24 protein-coding genes, 1 tRNA gene and 1 pseudogene are annotated in these 24,063 nt (G+C 67.8%); 5 read left to right on the top strand and 21 right to left on the bottom strand.

Annotated features, from left to right (window positions below):
* Positions 1-11 precede the first annotated feature (11 nt).
* A complete protein-coding gene (locus AC04MD_RS16500; protein WP_475498357.1) occupies positions 12-902 on the top strand; it encodes a LysR family transcriptional regulator in 891 nt (296 codons plus the stop codon).
* Between the two features lie 268 nt (positions 903-1,170).
* On the opposite strand, the pseudogene AC04MD_RS16495 reads toward AC04MD_RS16500, so the two are convergent.
* Positions 1,171-2,183: pseudogene (locus tag AC04MD_RS16495) on the bottom strand (IS110 family RNA-guided transposase).
* Between the two features lie 281 nt (positions 2,184-2,464).
* Positions 2,465-2,866, bottom strand: a complete 402-nt coding sequence (arr, locus tag AC04MD_RS16490; RefSeq protein ID WP_475498356.1) for an NAD(+)--rifampin ADP-ribosyltransferase — start codon at positions 2,864-2,866, stop codon at positions 2,465-2,467.
* Between the two features lie 352 nt (positions 2,867-3,218).
* On the opposite strand from arr, the gene AC04MD_RS16485 reads away from it, so the two are divergent.
* Both AC04MD_RS16485 and AC04MD_RS16480 read left to right on the top strand, forming a co-directional pair.
* Positions 3,219-4,154 (top strand): SDR family oxidoreductase, encoded by a 936-nt coding sequence (locus AC04MD_RS16485; protein WP_475498355.1) that lies wholly within the window; start codon positions 3,219-3,221, stop codon positions 4,152-4,154.
* Positions 4,155-4,417: 263 nt separating this feature from the next.
* Complete coding sequence (locus tag AC04MD_RS16480) at positions 4,418-4,915, top strand: hypothetical protein (protein WP_475498354.1); 498 nt, start codon at positions 4,418-4,420, stop codon at positions 4,913-4,915.
* Between the two features lie 53 nt (positions 4,916-4,968).
* Here the strand turns inward: AC04MD_RS16480 and AC04MD_RS16475 are convergent.
* The 14 genes from AC04MD_RS16475 to AC04MD_RS16410 all read right to left on the bottom strand — a co-directional run bounded on the left by AC04MD_RS16475 (position 4,969) and on the right by AC04MD_RS16410 (position 15,940).
* Positions 4,969-5,054 (bottom strand) — tRNA-Leu (locus AC04MD_RS16475).
* A 61-nt stretch (positions 5,055-5,115) separates the two neighbouring features.
* Complete coding sequence (locus AC04MD_RS16470) at positions 5,116-5,703, bottom strand: cysteine dioxygenase family protein (protein ID WP_475498353.1); 588 nt, start codon at positions 5,701-5,703, stop codon at positions 5,116-5,118.
* 304 nt (positions 5,704-6,007) lie between these two features.
* A complete protein-coding gene (metX, locus tag AC04MD_RS16465; protein ID WP_475498352.1) occupies positions 6,008-7,135 on the bottom strand; it encodes a homoserine O-acetyltransferase MetX in 1,128 nt (375 codons plus the stop codon).
* Positions 7,136-7,162: 27 nt separating this feature from the next.
* Complete coding sequence (locus tag AC04MD_RS16460) at positions 7,163-8,095, bottom strand: endonuclease/exonuclease/phosphatase family protein (protein WP_475498351.1); 933 nt, start codon at positions 8,093-8,095, stop codon at positions 7,163-7,165.
* A gap of 267 nt (positions 8,096-8,362) precedes the next feature.
* Positions 8,363-9,379 (bottom strand): tetratricopeptide repeat protein, encoded by a 1,017-nt coding sequence (locus AC04MD_RS16455; protein WP_475498350.1) that lies wholly within the window; start codon positions 9,377-9,379, stop codon positions 8,363-8,365.
* Positions 9,379-9,837 carry a cytochrome c-type biogenesis protein gene (locus AC04MD_RS16450; RefSeq protein WP_475498349.1) on the bottom strand — a complete coding sequence of 153 codons (459 nt, stop codon included), beginning with the start codon at positions 9,835-9,837 and terminating at the stop codon, positions 9,379-9,381. The genes AC04MD_RS16455 and AC04MD_RS16450 overlap by 1 nt, the downstream gene beginning before the upstream one ends.
* Positions 9,834-10,334, bottom strand: a complete 501-nt coding sequence (locus AC04MD_RS16445) for a DsbE family thiol:disulfide interchange protein (RefSeq protein WP_475498549.1) — start codon at positions 10,332-10,334, stop codon at positions 9,834-9,836. The genes AC04MD_RS16450 and AC04MD_RS16445 overlap by 4 nt, the downstream gene beginning before the upstream one ends.
* A 92-nt stretch (positions 10,335-10,426) precedes the next feature.
* Positions 10,427-12,367 carry a heme lyase CcmF/NrfE family subunit gene (locus AC04MD_RS16440; RefSeq protein WP_475498348.1) on the bottom strand — a complete coding sequence of 647 codons (1,941 nt, stop codon included), beginning with the start codon at positions 12,365-12,367 and terminating at the stop codon, positions 10,427-10,429.
* Positions 12,368-12,583: 216 nt separating this feature from the next.
* Positions 12,584-13,045, bottom strand: coding sequence for a cytochrome c maturation protein CcmE (ccmE, locus tag AC04MD_RS16435; protein ID WP_475498347.1), 462 nt, complete (start codon positions 13,043-13,045; stop codon positions 12,584-12,586).
* A 3-nt stretch (positions 13,046-13,048) separates the two neighbouring features.
* Positions 13,049-13,216: a heme exporter protein CcmD gene (locus AC04MD_RS16430; protein WP_298123050.1), complete on the bottom strand. Its 168-nt coding sequence runs from the start codon at positions 13,214-13,216 to the stop codon at positions 13,049-13,051.
* Positions 13,213-13,971 (bottom strand): heme ABC transporter permease, encoded by a 759-nt coding sequence (locus AC04MD_RS16425; RefSeq protein WP_475498346.1) that lies wholly within the window; start codon positions 13,969-13,971, stop codon positions 13,213-13,215. Before AC04MD_RS16425 ends, AC04MD_RS16430 begins: the two co-directional genes overlap by 4 nt.
* 16 nt (positions 13,972-13,987) lie before the next feature.
* The gene (ccmB, locus tag AC04MD_RS16420; protein WP_475498345.1) at positions 13,988-14,674 is read right to left on the bottom strand and encodes a heme exporter protein CcmB; all 687 of its coding nucleotides are present in this window, start codon (positions 14,672-14,674) and stop codon (positions 13,988-13,990) included.
* Complete coding sequence (ccmA, locus tag AC04MD_RS16415) at positions 14,671-15,315, bottom strand: heme ABC exporter ATP-binding protein CcmA (protein WP_475498344.1); 645 nt, start codon at positions 15,313-15,315, stop codon at positions 14,671-14,673. Before ccmA ends, ccmB begins: the two co-directional genes overlap by 4 nt.
* Positions 15,316-15,433: 118 nt before the next feature.
* Positions 15,434-15,940 carry a DUF3293 domain-containing protein gene (locus AC04MD_RS16410; protein ID WP_475498343.1) on the bottom strand — a complete coding sequence of 169 codons (507 nt, stop codon included), beginning with the start codon at positions 15,938-15,940 and terminating at the stop codon, positions 15,434-15,436.
* 74 nt (positions 15,941-16,014) lie between these two features.
* Here AC04MD_RS16410 and AC04MD_RS16405 point away from each other — a divergent pair, with 74 nt between their 5' ends.
* Together AC04MD_RS16405 and AC04MD_RS16400 are read left to right on the top strand one after the other, a co-directional pair.
* A complete protein-coding gene (locus AC04MD_RS16405; RefSeq protein ID WP_475498548.1) occupies positions 16,015-17,163 on the top strand; it encodes a pyridoxal phosphate-dependent aminotransferase in 1,149 nt (382 codons plus the stop codon).
* Between the two features lie 156 nt (positions 17,164-17,319).
* Entirely contained in the window at positions 17,320-18,117 is a 798-nt protein-coding gene (locus AC04MD_RS16400) for an amidohydrolase (RefSeq protein WP_475498342.1), read from the top strand.
* Positions 18,118-18,911: 794 nt separating this feature from the next.
* Here the strand turns inward: AC04MD_RS16400 and AC04MD_RS16395 are convergent.
* From AC04MD_RS16395 to AC04MD_RS16375, 5 genes are all read right to left on the bottom strand, one after another.
* Positions 18,912-19,361, bottom strand: coding sequence for a PaaI family thioesterase (locus tag AC04MD_RS16395; RefSeq protein WP_475498341.1), 450 nt, complete (start codon positions 19,359-19,361; stop codon positions 18,912-18,914).
* Entirely contained in the window at positions 19,358-19,741 is a 384-nt protein-coding gene (locus AC04MD_RS16390) for a hypothetical protein (protein ID WP_475498340.1), read from the bottom strand. The genes AC04MD_RS16395 and AC04MD_RS16390 overlap by 4 nt, the downstream gene beginning before the upstream one ends.
* Before the next feature lie 11 nt (positions 19,742-19,752).
* Complete coding sequence (locus AC04MD_RS16385; protein WP_475498339.1) at positions 19,753-20,961, bottom strand: PQQ-dependent sugar dehydrogenase; 1,209 nt, start codon at positions 20,959-20,961, stop codon at positions 19,753-19,755.
* 25 nt (positions 20,962-20,986) lie between these two features.
* Positions 20,987-22,861, bottom strand: a complete 1,875-nt coding sequence (locus AC04MD_RS16380; RefSeq protein ID WP_475498338.1) for an ABC transporter ATP-binding protein — start codon at positions 22,859-22,861, stop codon at positions 20,987-20,989.
* A gap of 95 nt (positions 22,862-22,956) precedes the next feature.
* Complete coding sequence (locus AC04MD_RS16375; RefSeq protein WP_475498337.1) at positions 22,957-24,057, bottom strand: efflux RND transporter periplasmic adaptor subunit; 1,101 nt, start codon at positions 24,055-24,057, stop codon at positions 22,957-22,959.
* Between the last annotated feature and the right edge of the window lie 6 nt (positions 24,058-24,063).

The following is a 24,063-nucleotide window of genomic DNA, read 5'->3' as shown; positions in this document are numbered from 1 at the left end:
GGAACGCCATCGTGGATATCGAGGAACTGCGGACCTTCGTGGAAGTCGCCGACGCCGGCGGCGTGTCGCCTGCGGCGCGCCGGCTGGGCGTCTCCAAGTCGATCGTCAGCCGGCGGCTGGCCCGGCTGGAGGAAGAACTGGGTGTCCAGCTGTTGGCGCGTACCACCCGCGGTGCGGCGCTCACCGAAGCCGGTGCCACATTCCGCGAACACGCCGCGCGCGCCTGCGCCGAGATCGATACCGCCCGCGACACCATCCTGCCCGCCGGCGATCTGCGCGGCCGCCTGCGCGTGGCCGCGCCGCTGACGTTCGGTCCCACCCATTTCGCGTCGGTGTTCGCGGAGATGGCGCGGCGCCATCCGCACCTGCACGTGCATACGGCCTACAGCGACCGCTTCGTCGATATCGTCGCCGAGGGCTTCGATTGCGCGATCCGGGTGGGCTACCTGCAGGATTCCAACCTGATCGCGCGCCGCGTCGGCCCGCTGTACGGCAAGCTGGTGGCCAGTCCGGACTACCTGCGGACGCATGGCGCTCCCGAGACGCCGGACGACCTGGCCGGCCATGAAGCGCTGATGCAGGGCACCGAGGCCTGGCAGTTCCTCGATGGCGACCGTGTCATCACCGTGCATCCGCGCGGTCGCTTCAAGGCCGACAACGGCACCGCGCTGATCGCCGCCGCGGTCGCGGGCCTCGGCATCGGCTGGCTACCCGACGGCCTCACCGCCGAGTACATCGCATCGGGCGCGCTGGTGCCGGTCATGACGCGCTACCCGCCACCGCCGGCCGGCATCTACGTCATCCGTCCGCCAGGTCCACATCCTTCGCTGAAAGTGCGAGCGCTCACCGAACTGCTGATCGCGTGCTTCGACGAGGCCCCGCACCTGGCGGAAGTCCGCTAGCTGCCAAGTGTCTGTGATGGCTGCCCATAGGTTGGTATATGGACTCCTCCCGATTGCCAACCTGTTTTTGATACTGGGTTGAGATTGCGAACGTATATCCGGCCTGTGATTGGAGCTTTTGGCTCTTGGCCATGATGGAGCAGTCGCACGCGAGCGCCTCATTGGGTTATCGGCCTTCGAGGCCACCAACCTACTCAGGATCTTCTCGCGCTGGTCTTCCCGGTGATCTTCATCTTCGGTCAGCAAACTCGTTGATGGGCGGTATGGCTCAGTTGGCGCGGTAACGCTGTTCACTGGTCAGGATCGCCCAGGCAATCCTGGTGTTCTTGTTGGCTTGCGCCACGGTGGCGATGTTGCGGTGCCGTCGTGCCGCCAGGTTCACCAGCCAGCGGCTTCGGTCGTCGGGTTTGTCGGTTGCGGTACGCAAGACGCTGCGTGCACCGTGAACCAACAGGCCTCGCAAGTAGCTGTCACCGTGCTTGTGGATGCCTAGCAGTCGGCTCTTTCCGCCGCTGGAATGTTGCCTTGGCACCAGCCCCAGGAACGCCGCCATCTGCCTGCCGTTGCGGAACTGCCCTGATCGCCGACGGTGGCGATCAGGGCGCTAGCGGTGAGCGGGCCGATCCCTGGAATCTCCAGCAGGCGCTTGCCCTGATCATGGGCGCGGACATCGCGTTCGATACGCTGCGTCAGGTCCGCCACGCGCCGGTCGATCGCGACCAACTCCTCGTACAACTCGGCCAGCAGGTGGCGGAAGTCGAAGCTCAGGCCGTTGTCGGCATCTTCCAGCAGCTCTGGAATCGCCTTGCGCAATGCGGCAGGCGACACGGCGATAACCAGTCCGTACTCCGCCAGAAGACCCCGTGTCTGGTTGATCAAGGCCGTGCGCTGCTTCATCCGCATGGCACGAACGCGATGCAATGCCTGAACGTCCTGTTGGGCGACCGTCTTGACGGTAACGCGCGGAATTTCCGGGTGCGACATGGCGGTGCAGACAGCCACCGCATCGTTGGCATCGTTCTTTTGGCCGAGCAGGAAAGGCTTGACGTACTGAGGCGGCAACAGCTGGATGCGATGTCCCATCGCCCGCAGCTGGCGGGCCCAATGGTGGGCGCTGGCACAGGCCTCCATGCCAACTTCGCAAGGCGCCAAGTCCCTGAAGAACGGAAGCAGCTGAGCGCGGCGAAGCGACTTCCGTACGACCGGAAGTCCCCTGCTATCCACGGCATGCACCTGGATCAGGTTCTTTGCCAAATCCAAAGCGACTCGACTAATCTTCACGGCGGACTCCTCCTGCTGTGTGACTGGTGGGTAACAACTCCAGTCTGGCACCTAGATGCCGTATCAGTGGGAGGAGTCCATTCCATTGGGTGAGCGAAGCGAAGCCCAACATACGGAGCGATAGAGAGGCCATGGACTATCGGCGTACCCGCCCGGAAGGCGGTACCTACTGCTTTGAGGAAGCGGTCCCGATGTGGCTGGGTCAACGCGGTTGGGGTTCGCTTTGCTCACCCCAGCCTATGGGTCTATGGATCTACGCGATGTGCGTAGACGATGGTCCCTCAATCCTCGATGGCCTCCACACCCTGCCGATCCAACTCCGCCAGCCGATCGCGCATGGTCTTGAGCTGTTCCGGCGTGTGACCGATCCAGCCATTCACTTCGGCGACGACGCGTAGCGGGTCGCGTGTGCGATACGACCGGGTTGGGTTGCCGGGGAAGCGCTGGTTGGTGAGGTTGGGATCGTCCTCGAACGGACCGGTCGCCTCGACGAGGTAGATATGCCCACGGCCTTCGCCGACGGCCAGTTCCGCGCCCCAAGTCGCCGCTTCCAGCATCGCCGTCAGATAGACGTACTTCGCGAGGTTGCGCTTGCCGAAGTTGGAGGCATGACCCGCCGAGATCAGATCGCCGGGAACCAGCTTCGCCTTGGTGCCGTGGTAGTAGATCTCGCTGCTGCTCATCGTGGTGACGCTCCGGTGGTCTGTCGTATCGACAGGCCGGCGATACTGAAGCCCGCACCGGGCCTTGCCGCAAGCCCCCCGGTGTTGTATAAATTCGTTGTGGGAGGCGCAGCGCGCCTCCCTTTTTTGTGCATGGATTGCGATCTCGCGTGCGAGCCGCATCCTGCCACTATCGCGCGAGCCTCCGTTGAACGACGCCGGATCGCCGCCGCACGCCTTAAAGGCTTCTTAAAGTCGCGCCGCAACACTGCATCGCGGTGATCGCGCGGATGCCTGTCGTTTCCTGCGCTGCGCCGCATTGCCGGCGTCGCGTTGTCCGCACGCCCACCTCTCCCCCAACGAGGCAACCGTCATGGCAGGCTGGACCACATCCGATATCCCGTCCCAACTCGGGCGCACCGTGCTGGTCACCGGAACCGGTGGCATCGGTTTCCACGTGTCCATGGCGCTGGCAAAGGCCGGCGCCACCGTCATCGTGGCCGGCAGGAATGCCGCCAAGGGCGCGGCTGCCGTCGAGCAGATCAGCCGATCATTGCCCAGGGCCCGGGTGCGCTTCGGTGCCGTCGACCTGGCCAACCTGGAGTCGATCGAGACCTTCGCCGAGACCGTACTGCGCTCGCACGGCAGCTTGGACTTGCTGGTCAACAATGCGGCGTTGATGACGCCGCCGCAGCGCAAGGAAACCGTCGACGGTTTCGAACTGCAGCTGGGTACGAACCATCTGGGTCACTTCGCGCTCACCGCGAGATTGCTGCCGCTGTTGCGCGAGGCGCGCGATGCCCGCGTCGTATCCTTGTCCAGCATCGCTGCGCGTAGCGGGGCGATCGATTTCGATGACCTGCAGTCGCGCCGTCGCTACGTGCCGATGACCGCCTACAGCCAGTCGAAGCTGGCGTGCCTGATGTTCGCGTTCGAGCTGCAGCGCCGGAGCGCGAGGGAAGGGTGGGGTATCCGGAGCATCGCCGCGCATCCAGGCATATCGCGCACGGACCTGCTGCCCAACGGCGCCGGCCCGCGCAGTCCGCAGGCACTTGCCAGGCGATACCTGTGGTTCCTGTTCCAGCCCGCCGAGCAGGGCGCGTTGCCGCCCTTGTACGCCGCGACTGCGCCGACGGCACAAGCGGGTGGCTACTACGGTCCCGACAGGATGAGCGAAACGCGTGGCCACCCGGTCGTGGCCAAGGTGCCCGCGCAGGCTGAGGATGTCGGCGTCGCCACGCGGCTCTGGGAGGAGTCCGAGCGGCTGACGGGGACGACATTCGCGAGTCTCCGAGCGCGAAGCGCGTGATCGGTAGGATGGGTGGAGCCGAAGGCGGCTTTCAACGGTAGAGCAGGTCTACCCATCAATCACGTAGGCTCGGCGTCACTATGACGGGTATCGCCTTCGGCTCAACCATCCTGCGATGATGACGAGTACCTGGCAGGAAGATCGGCAATGCTATGCCGACGGTGTCCGTACGAATTTCGTTTCTTGCCGGACATCCGTACTTCGAAGATTGACCTGGTCGGCGCATAGCACGCCCTGACATCTGGAACGGAAACACGAGAGCGATGGATGACGAGCTGACGACGGACCGGATCGTCGAATTCCTGCGGCGGATCGGCATCGACGTATCCGAGGACCTGGTGCCCGATACCAGTTTTCTGCCGGGTATCCGTATCGACCGCGGTACGGTGATCGTGGATCGGACGCGCCTGCGGTGGCCCGGTGATCTGCTGCACGAAGCCGGACATATCGCCACGACGCCGGCATCGGCGCGCAGCGCATTGTCCGATGCACTCGAGGATCACGCCGATGACGCCGACGTCGGCGAAGCGGAGGCGACCGCATGGGCGTATGCAGCCTGCATGGCGATCGGGTTGGCGCCGTCGGTGCTGTTCCACGACGAGGGCTATCACGGACAGTCGGCTGCACTGATCGCCACGTTCGGCGTCGGGGTCTATCCGGGCAGCGCGGGGCTTGCGCGATGCGGCATGACACGGGTCGGCGCCGCCGGTATCGACGCGGCCGGCCACTATCCGCAGATGCTCAGGTGGTTGCGGGACTAGGTCGCGCAACTATTGCAGGCAAGAAAAAACCCTGGAGGTCCAGGGTTTGATCGTGGTGCCGGAGGTGGGACTCGAACCCACACGCTTTTAAGGGCGGCGGATTTTGAGTCCGCTGCGTCTACCATTCCGCCACTCCGGCACGGACGCGGAGTATAGCCGAGGCCCACCCCTGGCCGACAGAGGCAGGGCTCCGCAGTGGCTCAGTTGACCTGGTCCGTGCCCAGCAGGCGCTCGCCACGGCGCTGCCAGCCGTCCTTGCCGGCCTCTTCCTCCGGCGTGAAGATTCCGCAGCGGACCATCGTGCGCTGGTAGACATGCACGCTGACCGCGATCGCCTTGTTGCTCGGATTGCGGATCGTGTGGTACTCGTGCGGCGGAATCAGGCTGCCGGCCGAGCCCGTGCCGGCCTCGATCGTGCCTGCCTGGATGAAGCGGTAACGCACATCGTCATGCTCGGCCAGCTCGTACTGCGTGATCTCCAGCCGCCCGCGCCACACGCCTTCCACGCACCACATGCCCGAGTGATCGTGGATCTTCGTGCCCTGGCCCGGGCCCCAGGTCATCGCGATGACGCTGTAGCCATGCTCCGGGCTGGTGTACAGCTCGCGGCGCGCGTAGTGGTCCGAGATCGGGTCCAGCACGCAGGCCGGCAGGCTGACCTCCTCGTCGCAGATCAGTTCGCACAGCGACTTGCGCAGCGCATCGGTGACGGCACGGTCGTCGCCCAGGGTGACGGCGGCGTCCAGCGAGGCGACCAGCTTGTCGGCGCCGGGGAAATCGAGGGTCATGGCACGGCCCGCTTGAGAATGTGGGGCCATTTTAGCCGCTGGGCCGGGGTAGGCGTCGTGCGGTGCGGAATGGCCGGTATTGAGCCCCTCTCCCCTCGGGAGAGGGGTTGGGGGCGCCACCGTATCGAATCCGACTCTGTGTTGATGAGCGAGCCGCAGCGAGCCATGGAGGTGAACTATTGGCTGTTCAGCTCATCTGCTCGCTGTGGCTCGTTCCGCAGCCCGGTTCGGGAAACGCTATCGAGGCACACCCTCATCCGGCGCTGCGCGCCACCTTCTCCCGGGGGGAGAAGGAAAAAGCCGGTCAGATCGAGGCGAGGAAGTCCGCCACGGCCGGCCCGAACCGGTCGAAATCCACCAGGAAGGCGTCGTGGCCCTGCGGCGACTCCAGCGGCAGGAACTCCGCCTCCGCCCCGCCGGCCGCCAGGCCCTCGGCGATCTGCTGCTGCTGTTGCAGCGGGAACAGGATGTCGGTGGTGGCGCCGATCGCCAGCGCCCGCTGCACGCGGATCTTCGCCAACCCCTCCAGCACGTCGCCCTCCGCCTGCTCGCCCCCGGCATAGTCGGCGAGATCGAACCAGTCCATCGACCGGCTGAGGTACAGATAGCAGTTCGGATCGAAGCGGCGCACAAAGCGGCGCGCATGGCCTTCCAGATAGCTTTCCACCTGGAACTCCAGTCCGAACGGTTCCTCGTCGGGACGATCCGATTCCAGTCGCACGCGACCGAAGCGGCCGTCCCATTCCAGCGCCGAGCGGTAGGTGATCACACCCAGCTTGCGCGCCATGCGCATACCGGATTCGGGGTACGTGTCGTCGTCGTACTGACCGCCATTCCAGTTGGGATCCAGCCGGATCGCCTCGCGCTGCAGTGAGCGGATGGCGATGGAGAACGGCAGCGCCTGCGCACTGCCCGAGATGTTGATGTGCGTGCGCGCCGCACCCGGATGCAGCAGCAGGTAGGCCAGCGCCGTCATCCCGCCCATCGAATTGCCTACGATGCAGGCCAACTGCTCGATGCCCAGCCCGCGCACCACGTCGAAGGCCGCATTGGCGCCGTCTTCCACCGACAGCTCGGGGAAGTCGAGGCGGTACAGCGCACCGGTGTCCGGATTGACCGACGCGGGACCCGTCGAGCCCTTGCAGCTGCCCAGCGAATTCACGCAAACCACGAACCAGCGGTCGGTATCGATCGGCTTGCCCGGCCCGACCATCGCCTCCCACCAGCCTTCCGCGTCGTTGCCGGCATTACGCGCCGCATGTGCGTCTGGCGACAGCCCAGTGACGATCAGCACCGCATTGTCGCGGCGCGCGTTCAACGTGCCCCAGGTCTCGTACGCCATCCGCGCCCCATGCAGCGCGCCGCTGCGCTTCATGCGGAACGGCGAGGGCAGGGGATGGAAGCGGGTGCCGGGGGGGATGAATTCGGTCATCCGCCAAGTGTAGCGACCCGGACGGCGCTAATCGCCCCGCCAGCGCAGACCGGCACGCACCGGCAAGTGGTCCGAGCCGATATCGGGCCCGCGCTCCGCGCCGGTGCCGTCGAAGCCGGAGGACACCAGTACATGGTCGATACCGATGCCGAACATGCCGCCGCCCTCGCTGGGATAGGTCGGTGCCCAGCCCGTGGTGCGCCTCAACGCGCGCATGTCCGTGCCCAGCACTGCGCTGGACCAGGGCGTGGCGTTGAGGTCGCCGGCGACGATCGTCGGGCGCGTGGCGGCGTCCGTCGCGAGTGCGCGCAGCAGGCGATCGCGTGCACGGTACTTGCGCGTGGCCATCGGTGGTTTGGGGTGCGCCGCGACGAAGCGGACGCTGTGACCGTCGATGTCGAGATCGACTTCCATCCGTAGCGCGCCGAGTCCATCAGCCAGTACGCGCACATTGCTGAGTGGGCGATCGGACAGCAGGCCCAGGCCGGGCGGCGAGACCCGCGGATGCAGGGCGTGATGCGCGAAGCCGCCGTACTGCCTTGCGGCCAGTGCGGCGGCATAGTCCGGCGACAACTCGGTCAGCACCACGATATTGGCCGGCTTCCGTTGCAGCCACGCGAGCAGGGCATCGGGGTCACGCTGGCGGATATTGACGTTGGCGACGGCTACGACGAGATCCGGTGGTTCGTCCGCGTGCGGCGCAACCGGGCTGACGGTGAACCACGGCAGGGCCAGCAGGGGCAGGCCCAGCAGCCAGCGTTTGTCGCGCGGCGCGCCGAGCAGGCAGGCGAGCAGCCATGCCAGCGCGTACAGCGGCTGCCAGTGCGCGAACAGGTCCAGCGCCCAGCCGAAAGATCCGTCGCCGGGCAACCAAGCGCGTTGCAGCGGGAGCAGCAGGCCGAGCAGGGCGGGGACGGCGATCCACGGTGCGAGCCGGGACACGGTGCGGGCGCGGCTCATGCGGTGGGTGAGAAGTGGATCGTCGCCGGAGTGTAGGCAAGGCGATGGAGCGACGCCATGCCATGGAAGCATCGCGGGGTGCGTCGTGGCGCAGCCTTTCCCCTCGCCCTGCGCAGCGGGGAGAGGGTGCCGAAGGCGGGTGAGGGGCGAACGGAGTGGGGATGCGCCAACGCACGGGTCTGCGCCGCGCTCTGCCCCTCATCCGCCCTCCGGGCACCTTCTCCCCGCATGCGGGGAGAAGGAAACGCATCGGCGTGTCGCTATGCCTTACGGCACCACGCGATCGATCGTCAGCGTGTACGTGTTGCCGGCCTTGACGTCGGCGGTGACGGCGGTGGCTTCCAGGTCGCCGGACTGCGCGGCCGGGCCATTGCCCTTGGCGATGCGGGCGACCAACTGCACCTGCGGCAGTTGCGACAGCTTCAGTGTCGGCATCGGGCTGTCGCCGTCGCCGAGCGGCACCGTCACCGGGAAGGCGGACACCGGCAGGCGCTTGGCGGCGACCGGCATCGGCGGACCGCCGATCTGGCGCGCGAACACGAACAGCGTATCGCCCGGCGCCAGCTTGTCCTTCAGTGCGGGTGCCAGGTCCACGGTCACCGTGAGCAGCGCAGGCGCGGCATCCGCAGGCGATGCGGGTGCCGTCTCCGCCAGCGGCGGCAGGCCGGCCTCGGCGCGCGCTTCGTTGATCTGCGTGCGCAGGGTGGCGGCGGTGTTCGGATCGACCTTGGCCAGCAGCGGCTCCCAGGTCTTCGCGGCCTCGGCGTGTTTGCCTTCCTGGCGCTGCGCCAGGCCGACGAACCACAGCGCACGCTGGTGGTCGGGATTGATCGCGATGGCCTTGTCGAGCAGCGCGATCGCCTGCGCGTCGAGCTTGCGGTCGGCATTGTTGAACAGCCGCGCTTGCGCGGCTTCGACCAGCAGGTCGGCGTCGGTGGGCAGCAACTGCACGGCGCGCTCGAACGCCTTCTGCGCCTCGTCGAAGCGCTGCAGCGCTGCGTAGGACTTGCCGAGCAGGCGCCAGCCTTCGGGCTCGTTCGGCTGCTTCTTCAGTTCGGCTTCCAGCTGTGCCACCGCTTCGTCCAGCGTGGTCGGCATGGCGGCTGCGGCCTGCGGTTCCAGCGCGGCGGGCGTGCCGACCACGCGATACAGCGCAAACGTGGCGATGCCCAGCGTCGCCACGCCGGCCAGCACCAGGCCGCGTGCGTCGCGCCACAGCGGCCACAGCACCGCCAGCAGCACGGCGAGCGACAGCACGATGGAGAGGATCACGAAGGTGGTCATCACCACTCCTGGTCGGTGTCGTCGGTGGCGGGCGCCGGTCGCTTCGAGCGTTTCGCGACGATGAGGCCGACCCACACGCCGCCGGCGAGCAACAGGAACAGCGGGCCAAACCACAGGATGTAGGTGCCGGGCGCAACATCGGGCTTGTACAGCACGAATTCGCCGTAGCGGTCGACCAGGAACTGCTTCACCTGCGCGTCGTCCTTGCCCTGGCGCATCAGGTCCAGCACCTCGCGGCGCAGGTCGTGCGCGATCTGCGCGTTGGAATCGGCCAGCGACTGGTTCTGGCACATCACGCAGCGCAGTTCGGCGGTGAGCCTGTGGAAGCGGACTTCCTCGGCGTCGTCGCGGAACTGCAGCGGGGTGGGATCGCTGGCCTGCGCGAACGCCGGGGCGGCGGTCGCGACCAGCACGGCGAGCAGGAGGCTGCGCAGGAGGGCGGGGACTCGTGCGCTCATTGGCCGGCTTCGATCTTTTCCAGCGCCGGGATCAATTGGTGGTCGATGATGGCCTGGTCGATGGCGCCGACATGCTTCCAGCGGATCACGCCGCTGCCGTCGACGAGGAAGGTTTCCGGTGCGCCGTAGATGCCCCAGTCGATCGCGGTACGGCCCTCGAGGTCGGCGACCACCATCATGTACGGGTTGCCGAACTGCTCCAGCCAGCGCAGTGCATCCTCGCGTTCGTCCTTGAGGTTGTAGCCGATGAAGCGCACGCGCTTGGTCAGCGCGAACTGCGTGAGGATGGGATGCTCGACGCGGCATTCCGGGCACCAGCTGCCCCACACGTTCATCACATAAGGCTGGCCGGCGAGGTCGGCGTTGCTGACGCGCTTGGCCGGATCGTGCAGCAGTGGCAGGTCGAACGCGGGCGCGGGCTTGCCGATCAGCGGCGACGGCAGCGCATCGCGGCCGGCGCGGTCGGACTGCGACACGCCGTAGTACAGCAGGCCCATCAGGCCGACGAAGAACAGGCCGATGATGACCAGCGCGAACGTCAGCGCACCACGCGAGCGGGGCGGCGACGGCGGGAGTTCGGAAGCGTTGTTCATGCGGGACGCGCCTCGGATGTCTTGTGGTTGCGGAACCGGCGGTCGACGGCGGTGACGAAGCCGCCCAGCGCCATCAGCGCGGCGCCGAGCCAGATCCAGCGGATGAAGGGTTTGATGTGCACGCGCAGCGCCCAGGCCCCGTTGCCGAGCGGCTCGCCGATGGCGACGAACACATCGCCCAGCAACCCCGGTTTGATGCCGGCTTCGGTCATCACCTGGCCGCCGCTGGCGTAGGCACGCTTCTCCGGGTGCAGCAGGACCACCGGCTTGCCGTCGCGCAGCACTTGCACGTGGCCGCGGTCGGACAGGTAGTTGGGGCCCTGGGTTTCATCGACGCCCTGGAAGTGGAAGCCCCAGCGGCCGACCTCGACGGTCTGACCGGGCTTCACCGCCAGCTCGCGCTGCACGTTCAGGCCTTCGACCAGCAGCGCGCCGACCAGGAACACGGCGACGCCGGTATGCGCCAGCGTCATGCCGAGCATCTCGGGGGTGAAGCGGCCGTTGGCGCGCAGGCGCTGCCACAGGAAGCGCAGCGTGCCCAGGCCGACCCAGGCCGCGCCGAGGATGCCGGCGGCGACCTTCAGCTTGCCCTGCGGCGCCATGAAGTACGCAATGACGGCCAGCACGAGCGACAGGCCGGCCCACGGCAGTAGCATCGCGAACGGCTTGGCCAGGTTGTCGCGCTGCCACTTGGTGATCGGCCCGAAGGGCACCAGCGCCACCAGCGGCGCCATCAGCACGATGAAGAGCAGGCTGAAGTAGGGCGGGCCTACGGAGATCTTCCCGAGGTCGAGCGCGTCGGCGATCAGCGGATACAGCGTGCCCAGCAGCACCATCGCGCAGGCCGCGGTCAGCAGCAGATTGTTGGCCAGCAGCAGCGTCTCGCGCGAACTGGCCGCGAAATACGACTTCTCCGATTCGCCCTCGGCCAACTGCGGCGCACGCAGCGCGTACAGCAGCAGCGAGCTGCCGATCACGACGCCGAGGAAGATCAGGATGAACACGCCACGGGTGGGGTCGGCGGCGAACGCGTGCACGCTGGTGATCACGCCCGAGCGCACCAGGAACGTGCCCAGCAGCGACAGCGAGAATGCGGCGATGGCGAGCAGCAGCGTCCAGCCCCGGAACGCGCCGCGCTTCTCGGTGACCGCCTGCGAGTGGATCAGGGCCGCACCGACCAGCCACGGCATGAAGCTGGCGTTCTCGACCGGATCCCAGAACCACCAGCCGCCCCAGCCCAGTTCGTAATACGCCCACCAGCTGCCCAGCGCGATGCCCAGCGTCAGGAAGCCCCAGGCCACGTTCGTCCACGGGCGCGTCCAGCGCAGCCAGCGCGCATCGACGTGGCCGTCCATCAGCGCGGCGATGGCGAACGCGAACGGCACCACGAAGCCCACGTAGCCCACGTACAGCAGCGGCGGATGGATGATCATCCCCGGGTCCTGCAGCAGCGGGTTGAGGTCGCGGCCTTCGCCCGGCGAGGGCAGCAGGCGCACGAACGGATTGGAGGTGAAGATCAGGAAGGCGAGGAAACCGATCGCGACGATGCCCATCACGCCCAGCACGCGTGCCATCACCACGTCGGGCAGGCCGCGCGAGAACAGCGCCACCGCAGCGGTCCACACGGCGAGCACCAGCGCCCACAGCAGCAGCGAGCCTTCGTGCGACCCCCAGACTGCGGTATAGCGGTAGACCATCGGCAGCAGCGAGTTGGAGTTGTCGGCCACGTACTTGACCGAGAAATCCTGCTGCACGAACGCCACGGTCAGCGCGATGAAGGCCAGCATCACCAGCCACAGCTGCGCGTAGGCGGCCGGGCGTGCGACGTCCATCCACGCCGCCTTGTTGCGCTGCGCGCCGGCCAGCGGCACGACCGATTGCACGATGGCGACCAGCAGCGCCAGGATCAGCGCGATTTGTCCGAGTTCAGGAAGCATGCGGGTTCCATTCCCTCGCCCGGCGAAGCGGGGAGAGGGTGCCGAAGGCGGGGGTGGGGGGAGCGGAGTGGCGGAGTTCCGAACAATCCGCGTACATCCGGATGCGCGGACTGGACGTCTGACGGTAGCGTCCGAAAGCAAAAGCGCCCCTCATCCGCCCTCCGGGCACCTTCTCCCCGCTTGCGGGGAGAAGGCAATGGTCGGCGGGCGCGAGGATCAATTCGGCGACCCCGCAGGCCCGGCCTGCACATCATGCTTCTGGTGCGCCTTGCCCATCTTGTCGGCGACTTCCTTCGGCATGTAGGCCTCGTCGTGCTTGGCCAGCACGTCGGTGGCGACGAACACGCCGTCCTGCATCGAGCCGGTGGCGACCACGGCCTGTCCTTCACGGAACAGGTCGGGCAGGATCTTGTCGTAGCGCACGGTCAGCTGCGCATCGCCGTCGGTGACGCCGAACTGCGAGACCAGCGAACCGGGTTCGCGCTTGAACGAGTTCTTCTCGACCATGCCGCCGAGACGGAAGCGGGATTCGCCGGCCTCGCCACGCAGGACTTCGGCGGGCGTGTACAGGTAGGCGACATTGCGCTTCAGCGCCATGGCGATCAGCGCGGTGGCAGTGCCGCCGAGCACGATGGCGATCAGCACGAACAGCAGGCGGCGGCGACGCACGGGATTCATCGGTCAGCGTTCCAGGTCGGCGGGGGCGGCGCTGCGGCGCGCATCGCGCGCCACGCGTTGGCGGGCGGCGCGCAGTTCGCGGCGCACCTGCAGGCGCGGGGCGAGGAAATCCCAGCCCAGCACCACGGCGAACACGGCGTAGGCGCCGATGACGTATTCCAGGTAGCTCACGGCGCGGCCTCCTTCGCGGCGGCGAGCTTCGCCACCCATTCCTTGCCGGCCTCGCGGCGCAGGTTGTCGGCGCGCGCGCGCGCCAGCAGCGAGCCGGCGAACCAGAACTTGGTGGCGACCACCATCAGCACCAGCGGCAGGATCATGCTGTCGTCCATGCTGGACTCGCCGAAGACGCGGATGGTCTGGCCCTGGTGCAGCGAGTTCCACCACACCACCGAGTAGCGGATCACCGGCAGGATCGCCACGCCGACGATGGCCAGCAGGCCGGCCGCGCGCGCCGCGCTGCGGCGGTCGTCGATGGCGCCGTACAGGCCCATCACGCCCAGGTAGAGGAACAGCAGGATCAGTTCGGTAGTCAGGCGCGGGTCCCAATCCCACCACGTGCCCCACATCGGCTTGCCCCAGATGCTGCCGGTGGCCAGGGTGATGACGGTGAACGCGGCGCCGGTGGGCGCGCAGGCCATCGCCAGGATCTCGCACAGCTTGATGCGCCAGACCAGTGCGATAGCCGCGTAGAACGCCATCAGGCCGAACACGAACATGCTCATCCACGCGCTGGGCACGTGGATGTAGAGGATGCGGAAGCTGTCGCCCTGCTGATAGTCGGCCGGCACCACGAACAGCGCCTGCCACAGGCCCACGCCGAGCAGCACGATGGCGGCCAGGTAGCACCACGGCGTCCAGCGCGCCGCGAAGCGGTCGAAGGTGGGTGGTGAACCGAGTTGGTGGAACCAGCGGACGAGAGGATTCATGCGGCGGCGTAGGTCTTCAGGTCAGGGCGATGCGGATCGCCGCGGCGGCCGCCAGCGGCGCCAGCAGCAGCGAGAGCAGCAGGCCGGCGGCCAGCCAGAGGAGGGCGCCGGAGGCATCCAGCCCTTGTGCGCTGGCGGCGACGGCACCGGCGCCGAACACCAGCACGGGCACGTACAACGGCAGCGCCAGCAAGGCCACAAGGATACCAGAGCGCCTCATGCCGACCGTCAGCGCCGCGACCACCGCGCCCAGCAGGCTCAGCAGCGGCGTGCCCAGCGCGAGCGTCGCAAGCAGCATCGGCAGTTCGCTGCGCGGCAGGTGCAGCATCTCGCCGAGCAGCGGCGCGGCGAGCACCATCGGCAGGGCGGTGGTGGCCCAATGGATCAGGACGCGTACCAGCACCAGCCAGGCCAGCGGTACCGGTGCGAGGATCCACTGTTCGAGCGAACCGTCCTCGGCATCGCCACGGAACAGCGTGTCCAGCGACAGCAGGCCGGCCAGCAGCACCGCGACCCAGATCACCGCCGGCGCGACCTTCGACAGCACCAGCGGCGCGGTGCCCAAGCCGAGTGCGAACAGCACCACCACCAGCAGCGCGAACAGCGCCGGTTGCAGCGCATCGCCACGGCGGCGCCACAGCAGCTGCACGTCGCGGACGACGAGCGCGCGGGCGGTCTGGAACAGCGACGGCGCCGTGCTCATGCCGGACGCTCCATCACCAGCATCCGCGTCTGCACCGGCGGGGCGGCGTAGGCGCCGTGCGTGGTGACCAGCGCCGCGCCGCCATCGCGCAGGTGCGCCGAGATCATGCGGTTGACCAGGTTGATGCCGTCCAGGTCGAGGTTGGCGTAGGGCTCGTCCAGCAGCCACAGCGGCGACGGCGACAGCCACAGGCGCGCCAGCGACAGGCGCTTCTTCTGCCCGGCGGACAGCTGGCGGGCGAGGGCGTCCTCGTAGCCGGCCAGGCCGACCATCGCCAGCGCATTGCCCGGCATCTGGCGGGCGCGGCGTCCGTGCAGGCCGCAGAGGAAGTTGAGATTCTCGAGCGTGTTCAGGTCGGCCTTAAGCGCGGGCAGGTGACCGAGGTAGGCCATCGCATGCGCCCGCCGCGACGGCCCGGCGGGCTGGCCGTCGATGTCGATCTGGCCGGCATCGGCGCGCAGCAGGCCGGCCAGCACGCGCAGCAGGGTGGTCTTGCCGACGCCGTTGCCGCCCTGCACCAGCAGTGCTTCGCCCGCATCGACGGCGAACTCCAGCGGCCCGAACACCGGCTCGTCATTGCGCGAGAACGCCAGGGCGCGGGCGGCCAGCAACGGTGGGTGGCGGGAAGCGGCGTCGGTCATCGGATCGGGCGTTCCCGGGCGGGAGGCTGGAGTGTCCTGGCGGTTCAGCCGCCCATTCTAAACGGAGGTGCCGGTCCGGCCGCCTGCGACCGACGGTCGCGGTCGGCAATCCGCTGTCCTAGCCCACCCAGTCGGTATGCGGATCGCCGTCGGCCTGCGGCGGGCGCGGCCACATCATGCGCAGCCGCACCGGCGCGTCCGCATGCCAGAACAGCGTGCCGCCCTGGCCGAATTCGCGGGCCAGGCCGTCGGCCTGCGCCAGCGTGGCATCCAGCACCAGGCAGCCGTGCTCGACCATCCCGCCCTGGTTGTCGCAGCCCAGTGCAGGGTGGAAGGACAGGCCCAGCGTGTGCAACCGGGCGTGCAGGCGTTCCTGGGCGTCGTCGTTGAGGTGCCGCGGCGTGTCGCCGGGCGGCGGATTCCAGGCGGTGACGAACAGATAACGCGAGGCCATCACCTGCCGTTCGACATCCTCGGCGGTCATGCCGGTGCGGAACAGCCATTCCTGGCGGCCGACGGTGACGAAGTAATGCGCGGCGGCCCAGGCGGTGGCCAGCCGCGCGCGTTCCGCGTCGGGGACATCCCCGGTTCCGGTGCCGTCGGCGGGAACACTGTGTTCGGCCATGGCCGCATCATCGCGCGTAATGCCGAGCGCGTACACTCCACCTCCCCCCTCCATCGAGTGCCTGACCCGGGATGATCCAGCCCCAGACCAAGCTGCCCAAGGTGGGCACCACCATCTTCACCGTGATGTCGCAGCTGGCCGCCGAGCACGGCGCGGTCAACCTGGGACAGGGCTTCCCGGATTTCGCGGTGCCGTCGCAGCTGGTGGACGAACTGGACGCCGCCATGCGCGCCGGCCACAACCAGTACGCACCGATGACCGGCGTGGCGCCGCTGCGCCAGGCCATCGCCGAGAAGGTGCTGCGCTGCTACCGCCGGCAGGTGGACCCGGACACCGAGATCACCGTGACCAGTGGCGCCACCGAGGCGCTGTTCAACGCGATCCACGCGGTGGTCCGTCCGGGCGAAGAGGTCATCGTGCTGGACCCGGCCTACGACAGCTATGAACCGGCCATCGACCTGGCCGGCGCGCGCGCCGTGCACGTGCCGCTGGATCCGCAGACGTTCGCGGTGGACTGGGACCGCGTGCGCGCGGCCGTCACGCCGAACACGCGCCTGCTGATCGTCAACAGCCCGCACAACCCGTCCGGCGCGATGTTCGGCGAGGCCGACATCCGCGCGCTGTCCGCGTTGCTGGAAGGCACCGGCATCTATCTGATCTCGGATGAGGTGTACGAGCACATCGTCTTCGACGGCCGCCGCCACGAATCCATCCTGCGTTATCCCGAGCTGGCCGCGCGCGCCTTCGTGGTGTCCAGCTTCGGCAAGACCTACCACTGCACCGGCTGGAAGATCGGCTACGCCATCGCGCCGCCGGTACTGAGCGCGGAGTTCCGCAAGGTGCACCAGTACAACGTGTTCTGCACGTTCGCCCCGGCGCAGCACGCCTTCGCCGCGATGATCCGGCAGGAGCCGGAGCACTACGAGCAGCTCGGCGCGTTCTACCAGGAGAAGCGCGACCGCTTCCGCGAGCAGTTGCTTGGCACGAAGTTCAAGCCGCTGCCGGTGCCGGGCGGCTACTTCCAGCTGGTCGACTATTCGGCGGTCATCGACCTGCCGGATGCCGAGTTCGTGAAGTGGCTGACCATCGAGCACGGCGTCACCGCGATCCCGCTGTCGCCGTTCTACGAGACACCGCCGGCCGGGCAGCGCCTGGCACGGCTGTGCTTCGCCAAGAACGAGGCGACGCTGGATGCGGCGATCGAGCGGTTGAAGACGCTCTGACCGTCATCTCAGCGAACGCTGGGACCCATTGGCTTCTGTCTTGGATGTCTCCGGCTTAGACGACACGAAAGCAAAAGGGATCCCAGCGTTCGCTGGGATGACGTTTGAAGAAGTTCCGTTGCCGCGCTCGTGGTAACAGGCAGTGAGGAAGAGAGCATGCAAGACCTCCGCATTTCCCTCGTCCAGGGCGAGACGCGCTGGCACGACCCGGCGGGCAACCGCGACTACTACGGTGGCCTGATCGCGCCGCTTGCAGGGCAGAGCGATCTGGTGATCCTGCCGGAGACCTTCACCAGCGGCTTCAGCAACGAGGCGATCGACCAGGCCGAAGGCATGGAGGGCGCCACGGTAGCGTGGATCCGCGAACAGGCGGCGAAACTCGATGCCGCCGTCACCGGCAGCGTGCAGCTGAGGACGGCGGAGGGTGTGTTCAACCGCCTGTTGTTCGCGACGCCCGATGGCGATCTGCAGTACTACGACAAGCGCCATCTGTTCCGTTACGCCAACGAGCACCAACGCTATGCCGCCGGCCGTGACCGGCTGACGGTGGAGTGGAAGGGCTGGCGCATCAATCCGTTGGTCTGCTACGACCTGCGTTTCCCGGTGTTCGCGCGCAACCGGTACGACGTCGAACGGCCGGGTCAGCTGGATTTCGATCTGCAGCTGTTCGTGGCGAATTGGCCGGCGGCGCGGGCCTATCCGTGGAAGACGCTGTTGCGGGCGCGGGCGATCGAGAACCTGTGCTACGTGGCGGCGGTGAATCGCGCCGGCACGGATGGCAATGGGCACGAGTACAGCGGTGACAGTGCGGTCATCGACATGCTGGGGCAGCCGGTGGTGGAGTTGCCGGCGGGCGAGGGTGTGGTGACGACGACGGCGTCGGCGGAGGGGTTGATGGCGCATCGGGAGCGGTTCCCGGCGATGCTGGATGCGGACCGGTTCGAGTTGCGCTGAATTGAGCCCCTCTCCTCGAAGCAAAGGCCCTCTCCCTGCGGGAGAGGGGTTGGGGTGAGGGGCAACGGAGTCCGTGTCTTCGCTCTCCATGGGGTGGCCCGCATCCGCGATGGTTTTTGGCTTCATGGCCTTACGGGACGGTTCTTTATTCTCAGACGCATGGCGCCGCTCGCCGCGGAGGCCTTACTTTTCTTTGCTTGTGCAAAGAAAAGTAAGCAAAAGAAACACACCCCGGCGGTCCGCCCGCCGCTGCGCGGCGGGTTCGCAGTCCCGGCAGGAATTTTCGTGCAGGGCATCCTGCCCTGTACGAAAACGGCGCACATCCTTGTGCGCCGCCCTGCGGGTTTTGCCCGCCGTGACTGCCGGACCTCAGGGGGCCCAAGAGCCACGCCTGAGACATCCGAGGCCGCTGCGTTGCTTTGTTTGCCTTTGGGTCCCCATGAGGCACGGCGAGTGGGCCGGGTAAAACCCGAAGGGCGCCGTCATGGATGACGGCGTTTCCGTATGGCACATGGATGTGCCCTACGGAAATTCCCGGCCTGCTCGCGGACCCTGCGCGCAGCGCAGGGCGTGCCGCCTGGGGTGTGTTTCTTTGGTTCCTTTCTTTGCACGAGCAAAGAAAGGAATGCTTCCGCGGCGAGCGGCACCATGTGTCCGAGATGAGGACACATCCGGCAAGGCTACCAACAGCCCAAGCCATCGCGGATGTGGTCGCAGCCATGGTCAGCCGAAGACATGGACTCCGTTGGCCCTCACCCCAACCCCTCTCCCGGTGGGAGAGGGGCTTGATCACGTCAGCCTGCCTTCTGCGGCAGGATCTGGCACACCGCCTGGCACATCGCCAGCACGCGGCCGGCCTCGTTGCGTACCTCGCCCGCCAGGAACAGCTGCGTGCGCGTCCGCTCCACCAACCGCGCGTGACAGACGATGTGCGGCATCTCCTGCGTCACCGGGCGCAGGTACTGCGTGTTGAGCGACGTCGTCACGCTCGGCGGTGCGATCAGGTACGAGAACGGCCCCAGCGTGTTGTCCAGCGCGGCCACGATGAAACCGCCCTGCATGTGCCCGATCGGATTTTGGTAGCGGGCCAGCACCGGGAAGCGCATCGCCAGCGACTGACCTTCCACGTAGTCGACCGGCTCGCCCTGCATGTCGAGCAGGCAGGGCGGCGGAATCTGCAGCGGGACTCCAGCCGGCAGGCGGGCGCGCAGCAGGGCGTTGATGTCGGTGGCGGCGTCGCTCATCGGGTGAAGCTCAGTTCGAACGAGGTGAAGAACGGCGCGCGCGGCGGGACCGACAGTGTGCTGCTGTCGATCCCCTTCTGCACGCAGATCGCCAGCGGGGTGCTGCCGTCGCGCCAGGTGCGCACGACCTTGCCGGCGGCATCCAGTTCGGCCACCACCACGAACGGCGAGGTGTTCGCCGTCGGCGTGGCGCAGCCGGCGATGGCGGCGTCCAGCGCGATGCCCTGCGCATCGCGCATGGCATCCGCCGACGATGCGGACAGCGACGCCTCATCGGCATCCGCGCGCTGCTTGGCGCCGGTGTAGTCGTCCACCGGCGACTGCGCATGCGCCAGCGATGCGGCACACAGCGCACAGGCCATCAGCACGGATCGCATCATCGAAAGATTCCTCACGGCGCCTGCGGCGGTTCGATGCGCCAGATCTTGCCGTCGTCCTCGTCGGTGACGACGTAGACGTGGCCGTCCGCATTGACGCGGACGTCGCGAACGCGCTCGCCGATCTCGTTGAGCAGTCGTTCCTCGCCGACGATCTTGTCGCCGTCCAGGGTCAGGCGGATCAGGTTGCGCTCGGCCAGCGCGCCGAGGAATAGGCTGTTGTTCCAGGGATTGCCGGGCTTTTCGACGAGGAAGGCCATGCCGGACACGCCGGGCGACTTCTCCCACATGTGGTACGGCTGTTCCATGCCGTCCTTGGCCTTGCCTTCGGCTTCCGGGATCGGCTGGCCGGAATAGTTGATGCCGTAGGTGATGATCGGCCAGCCGTAGTTCTTGCCGGGCTGCGGCAGGTTGATCTCGTCGCCGCCGCGCGGACCGTGCTCGCTCTGCCACAGCGTGCCGGTGCGCGGATCGCGCGCCATGCCCTGCATGTTGCGGTGGCCGTAGCTGTAGATCTCCGGACGCGCGTCGGCCTTGCCGACGAAGGGATTGTCCTGCGGCACGCTGCCGTCCAGGTTCAACCGCACCAGCTTGCCCTGCAGTTTGCCCAGGTCCTGCGAGGTCGGACGCTGGTTGCGTTCCCCCTGGCTGATGAAGACATGACCGGCATCGTCGAACACGATGCGCGAGCCGAAATGGTTCGGGCCCTCGAGTTTCGGTTCCTGCCGATAGATGACCTTGACGTCGCTCAGCGCGTCACCCGACAGCGTGCCGTAGGCGACGGCGGTGCCGGCGGTGCCGTCCTCGCCGGGTTCGGCGTAACTCAGGTAGATGCGCTGGCTGCTGGCGAAATCCGGTGCAAGCACGACGTCGAGCAGGCCGCCCTGGCCGGTGGCGAACACCTTCGGGGTGCCGGTGATCGGCGCGGATACCGCGCCGTCGGCGCCGACGCGGCGCAACTGGCCGCTGCGCTCGGTGACCAGCATGGCGCCGTCCGGCAGGAAGGCCAGGCTCCACGGATGGGACAGGCCGCTCGCCACGCGGGTGACGCGGACCTGCCCCTGGGCGCTGGCCAGCGTCTGCGACGGCTGGTCGGCAGGTGCAGCCTGCGCGGCGGCGGGCGCAGCGGCCTTGGCGGCGTCGCCGGTGGCGGAGGAGTTGCAGGCGGCCAGCGGCAGCGCGATGAGGAGGGCGGTGGCGAGTCGGTGGTGGGCGTGGCGCAACGTCGTGTCTCCTGTGTGGGGAAGGTCAGCGGTAACCGGCGGCCTGCAGTTCGAACAGTTCGGCGTAACGGCCGCCGGCGGCCATGAGTTGTTCGTGCGTGCCACTGGCTTCCAGGCGGCCCTGGTCGAGGACCAGGATGCGGTCGGCCATGCGGACGCTGGAGAAGCGGTGCGAGATCAGCACCGCGGTCCGATTGTCCGACAATTCCTTGAAGCGTTGGAAGACCTCGAATTCCGAACGCGCATCGAGTGCCGCGGTCGGTTCATCCAGGATCATCACCTGTGCATCGCGCATGTAGGCGCGCGCGATGGCGATCTTCTGCCATTGGCCGCCGGACAGATCGACGCTGTTCTTGAAGCGACGGCCGACCAACTGGTCGTAGCCGCGCGGCAGGCTGGCGATGACCTCGTCGGCCATCGCGCGCGCGGCGGCGGCGCGTACGCGTGCCTGGTCGTCCATCGCTTCGATGCGGCCGACGCCGATGTTCTCGCCCGCGGTCAGGTGGTAGCGCACGAAATCCTGGAAGATCACGCCGATGTTGGCGCGCAGGTCGTCCAGGGCGTAGTCGCGCAGGTCGCGGCCGTCCAGCAGGATGCGACCCTCGTCGGGGTCGTACAGGCGGGCGAGCAGCTTCACCAGCGTGGTCTTGCCGGCGCCGTTCTCGCCGACCAGCGCCAGCACTTCGCCGGACTGCAGTTCGAAATCGAGATGGCGTACCGCCCAGCGTTCGGCGTCCGGATAGCGGAAGCCGACGTTCTCGAACACGAAGCCGCGCGTGATCGGCCGCGGGATCGGGACGGCGTCGGCGGCTGAGGTGATCTCCGCTTCGATCTCGAAAAACGAAAACAGGTCGTCCAGGTACAGCGCCTGGCCGGCCACCTGCGAGAAGCCGATCAGCAGGCCTTCCAGCAACTGGCGCAGACGCAGGAAACTGCCGGCCAGAAAGGTCAGGTCGCCGATGCTGAAGTCGCCGCGCACCGTGCGCCACGCGATATAGCCGTAGGCGACGTAATAGCCCAGCGTGCCCAGCGCGGCGAGCACCGTGCCCCACAGTGCGCGCCGGCGCGCGAGGGCGCGGTTGGCGAGGAAGAACTTCTCCGCCAGCCCGCGGTAGCGCTCGATCAGGAAGCGGTGGAGGTTGAAGATCTTCACCTCCTTCGCCGTTTCCACGCTGGCGCCCATCTGGCGCAGGTACTCGAGCTGGCGCCGCTCCGGCGTCCACTGGAAGTTGAGCGAATAGCCCAGCGCGTTGAAATGCGCCTCACCGACGAAGGCCGGGATTAGCGCGACGGCAAGCAGCGCGATCAGCCACGGCGCGTAGACCAGCAGTCCCGCGGCGAAGGCGACCACGGTGATCGCGTCCTGCACCTGGCCGAACAACTGGCTCATCAGGTTCATGCGCCCCATCGTCTGGCGGCGCGCGCGATCCAGCTTGTCCTGCAGGTCGGGGTCTTCGAAATCCTCCAGGTCGAGCGTGGCCGCGTGCTCCATCAGCCGCACGCTGGTCGCGTTGGTGAACAGTTCCGACAGCAGTGCGTCCGCGTAGCTCACCAGTCGGCCGAGCAGGTCGGAACCGATGGCCAGCGTGAACTCCAGCGCCAGCAGCGTCGCCAGCGTGTCGAGTTGGCCGCTGTGCCAGGCATCGCCGAGCGAACCGAAGTCCAGCCCCAGCCCGACCAGCCGGATGGCTTCGTCGATGATGAGCTTGGCGATGTACAGCGTCACCACCGGCACGAACGCGCGCAGCAGGCGCAGGCCGAGGCTGGCGAGGGTCAGGACGCGGCTGGTCTGCCAGATCTGGCGCAGGAACGGGCCGAGGTTGCGCATCGCATCGAAGCGCTCCCGCAGGTTGGGCGTGGGGTTGCGTGCGGGCGCGGCATGCGGGGAGGGCGACGGCATGACCCGATTGTGCCTGTTCACGGCGTTGCCGTCAGTGAACGCGCAGGGTCATGGACGTCCGCGCCCGTCGGCATGGCATCGCCGGCACGCAGGCGTCAGTGCATGGCCATTGCGGGTCCCAGTGGCTGGATGTCGAGCACCTGGCCGGGCTCGACGCGCTCGCCGCCTCGCACGATCAGGCGGTCGCCGGCGCTGACGGTGCCGGTGACCTCGACCAGGCCATCCACTTCCGCGCCGGTCTTCACCGGCACGCGTTCGGCCTTGCCGGCGGTATCCACGCGCATGACGAAGTCGCCTTCGCGGCGCAGGATCACTGCGTCGCGTGGCACGGCCACCACGGTGCGCGTCTCCGCGCTGGGCAGGCCGACGTCCACCGCGGTACCGACCGGAATGTCCAGGCCCTGCACGGCGATGCGCAGTTCCAACTGGCGAGAGGCCTCGTCGCCGACCGGTACCAGCGCGCTGACGGGATAAGTGCGTTCCTCGCCGGCGCTGCGCACGCGCACCTCGGTGCCGGACGCCAGGTGCCGTGCAAGATCGACCGGCGCGCGCACGCGGACCTCCTGCGCGCCCGTGTCCACCAGGCGCGCGACCGAGCCGCCCGTGACGAGGTACTCGCCGAGCTGGGTGAGCCGTTCGGCGACGATGCCGTCGAACGGCGCGCGGATCACCATTTGCGTGCGCTGGTGGCGCGTCTGCGCGAGTTGAGCCAGCACGCGCGCACGTTCCTGCGCCAGCACATCGCGGTCGGCGCGCAGCTGCTCGTACTGCGCGCGTGCGATGTTCTGCTGCGCGGCGAGCTGCGCGTAGCGTTGTTCCTGCCGGTTGGCCAGCGCCAGCTGCGCCTGGATGCGCGCAAGGTCCGCCTGGCCTTCCTGTTCGCGCAGGCGCAGCGCGGTGTCGTCGAGCACGGCCAATGCCTGGCCCTTGCGCACGCGCTGGCCGACTTCCGCCACCTCGACGACCCGACCGTCCTGCTCGCCGGCCACGCGCGCATCGCGCCGGCTGATGACGCTGCCCGGCGACCAGTGGCGCGGTGCGAAGGCGGCGCTGACCGCAGGCGCCACGCTGACGATGACGGGCGGCGCGTCCGCTGTGTCGGAAGGTGCGCTGGCATCGGCGTCCCATTTCACCAGGGGGAGGGCGAGGACGCCGGCCAGCGCGGTGGCGAGCAGCAGTTTGGGCAGGGGACGCATGGGGAT

Source organism: Pseudoxanthomonas sp. LjRoot206, assembly GCF_056175725.1.
Note: the sequence above shows the minus strand (reverse complement) of the source record. Positions and strands in the feature narration are given on the sequence as shown.

Excerpts from the sequence above, each read along its gene's own strand:
- arr (WP_475498356.1), bottom strand. The coding sequence starts at position 2,866 with ATGAGCAGCAGCGAGATCTACTACCACGGCACCAAGGCGAAGCTGGTT.
- AC04MD_RS16485 (WP_475498355.1), top strand. The coding sequence starts at position 3,219 with ATGGCAGGCTGGACCACATCCGATATCCCGTCCCAACTCGGGCGCACC.
- AC04MD_RS16480 (WP_475498354.1), top strand. The coding sequence starts at position 4,418 with ATGGATGACGAGCTGACGACGGACCGGATCGTCGAATTCCTGCGGCGG.
- AC04MD_RS16470 (WP_475498353.1), bottom strand. The coding sequence starts at position 5,703 with ATGACCCTCGATTTCCCCGGCGCCGACAAGCTGGTCGCCTCGCTGGAC.
- metX (WP_475498352.1), bottom strand. The coding sequence starts at position 7,135 with ATGACCGAATTCATCCCCCCCGGCACCCGCTTCCATCCCCTGCCCTCG.
- AC04MD_RS16460 (WP_475498351.1), bottom strand. The coding sequence starts at position 8,095 with ATGAGCCGCGCCCGCACCGTGTCCCGGCTCGCACCGTGGATCGCCGTC.
- AC04MD_RS16455 (WP_475498350.1), bottom strand. The coding sequence starts at position 9,379 with ATGACCACCTTCGTGATCCTCTCCATCGTGCTGTCGCTCGCCGTGCTG.
- AC04MD_RS16450 (WP_475498349.1), bottom strand. The coding sequence starts at position 9,837 with ATGAGCGCACGAGTCCCCGCCCTCCTGCGCAGCCTCCTGCTCGCCGTG.
- AC04MD_RS16445 (WP_475498549.1), bottom strand. The coding sequence starts at position 10,334 with ATGGGCCTGCTGTACTACGGCGTGTCGCAGTCCGACCGCGCCGGCCGC.
- AC04MD_RS16440 (WP_475498348.1), bottom strand. The coding sequence starts at position 12,367 with ATGCTTCCTGAACTCGGACAAATCGCGCTGATCCTGGCGCTGCTGGTC.
- ccmE (WP_475498347.1), bottom strand. The coding sequence starts at position 13,045 with ATGAATCCCGTGCGTCGCCGCCGCCTGCTGTTCGTGCTGATCGCCATC.
- AC04MD_RS16425 (WP_475498346.1), bottom strand. The coding sequence starts at position 13,971 with ATGAATCCTCTCGTCCGCTGGTTCCACCAACTCGGTTCACCACCCACC.
- ccmB (WP_475498345.1), bottom strand. The coding sequence starts at position 14,674 with ATGAGCACGGCGCCGTCGCTGTTCCAGACCGCCCGCGCGCTCGTCGTC.
- ccmA (WP_475498344.1), bottom strand. The coding sequence starts at position 15,315 with ATGACCGACGCCGCTTCCCGCCACCCACCGTTGCTGGCCGCCCGCGCC.
- AC04MD_RS16410 (WP_475498343.1), bottom strand. The coding sequence starts at position 15,940 with ATGGCCGAACACAGTGTTCCCGCCGACGGCACCGGAACCGGGGATGTC.
- AC04MD_RS16400 (WP_475498342.1), top strand. The coding sequence starts at position 17,320 with ATGCAAGACCTCCGCATTTCCCTCGTCCAGGGCGAGACGCGCTGGCAC.
- AC04MD_RS16395 (WP_475498341.1), bottom strand. The coding sequence starts at position 19,361 with ATGAGCGACGCCGCCACCGACATCAACGCCCTGCTGCGCGCCCGCCTG.
- AC04MD_RS16390 (WP_475498340.1), bottom strand. The coding sequence starts at position 19,741 with ATGATGCGATCCGTGCTGATGGCCTGTGCGCTGTGTGCCGCATCGCTG.
- AC04MD_RS16380 (WP_475498338.1), bottom strand. The coding sequence starts at position 22,861 with ATGCCGTCGCCCTCCCCGCATGCCGCGCCCGCACGCAACCCCACGCCC.
- AC04MD_RS16375 (WP_475498337.1), bottom strand. The coding sequence starts at position 24,057 with ATGCGTCCCCTGCCCAAACTGCTGCTCGCCACCGCGCTGGCCGGCGTC.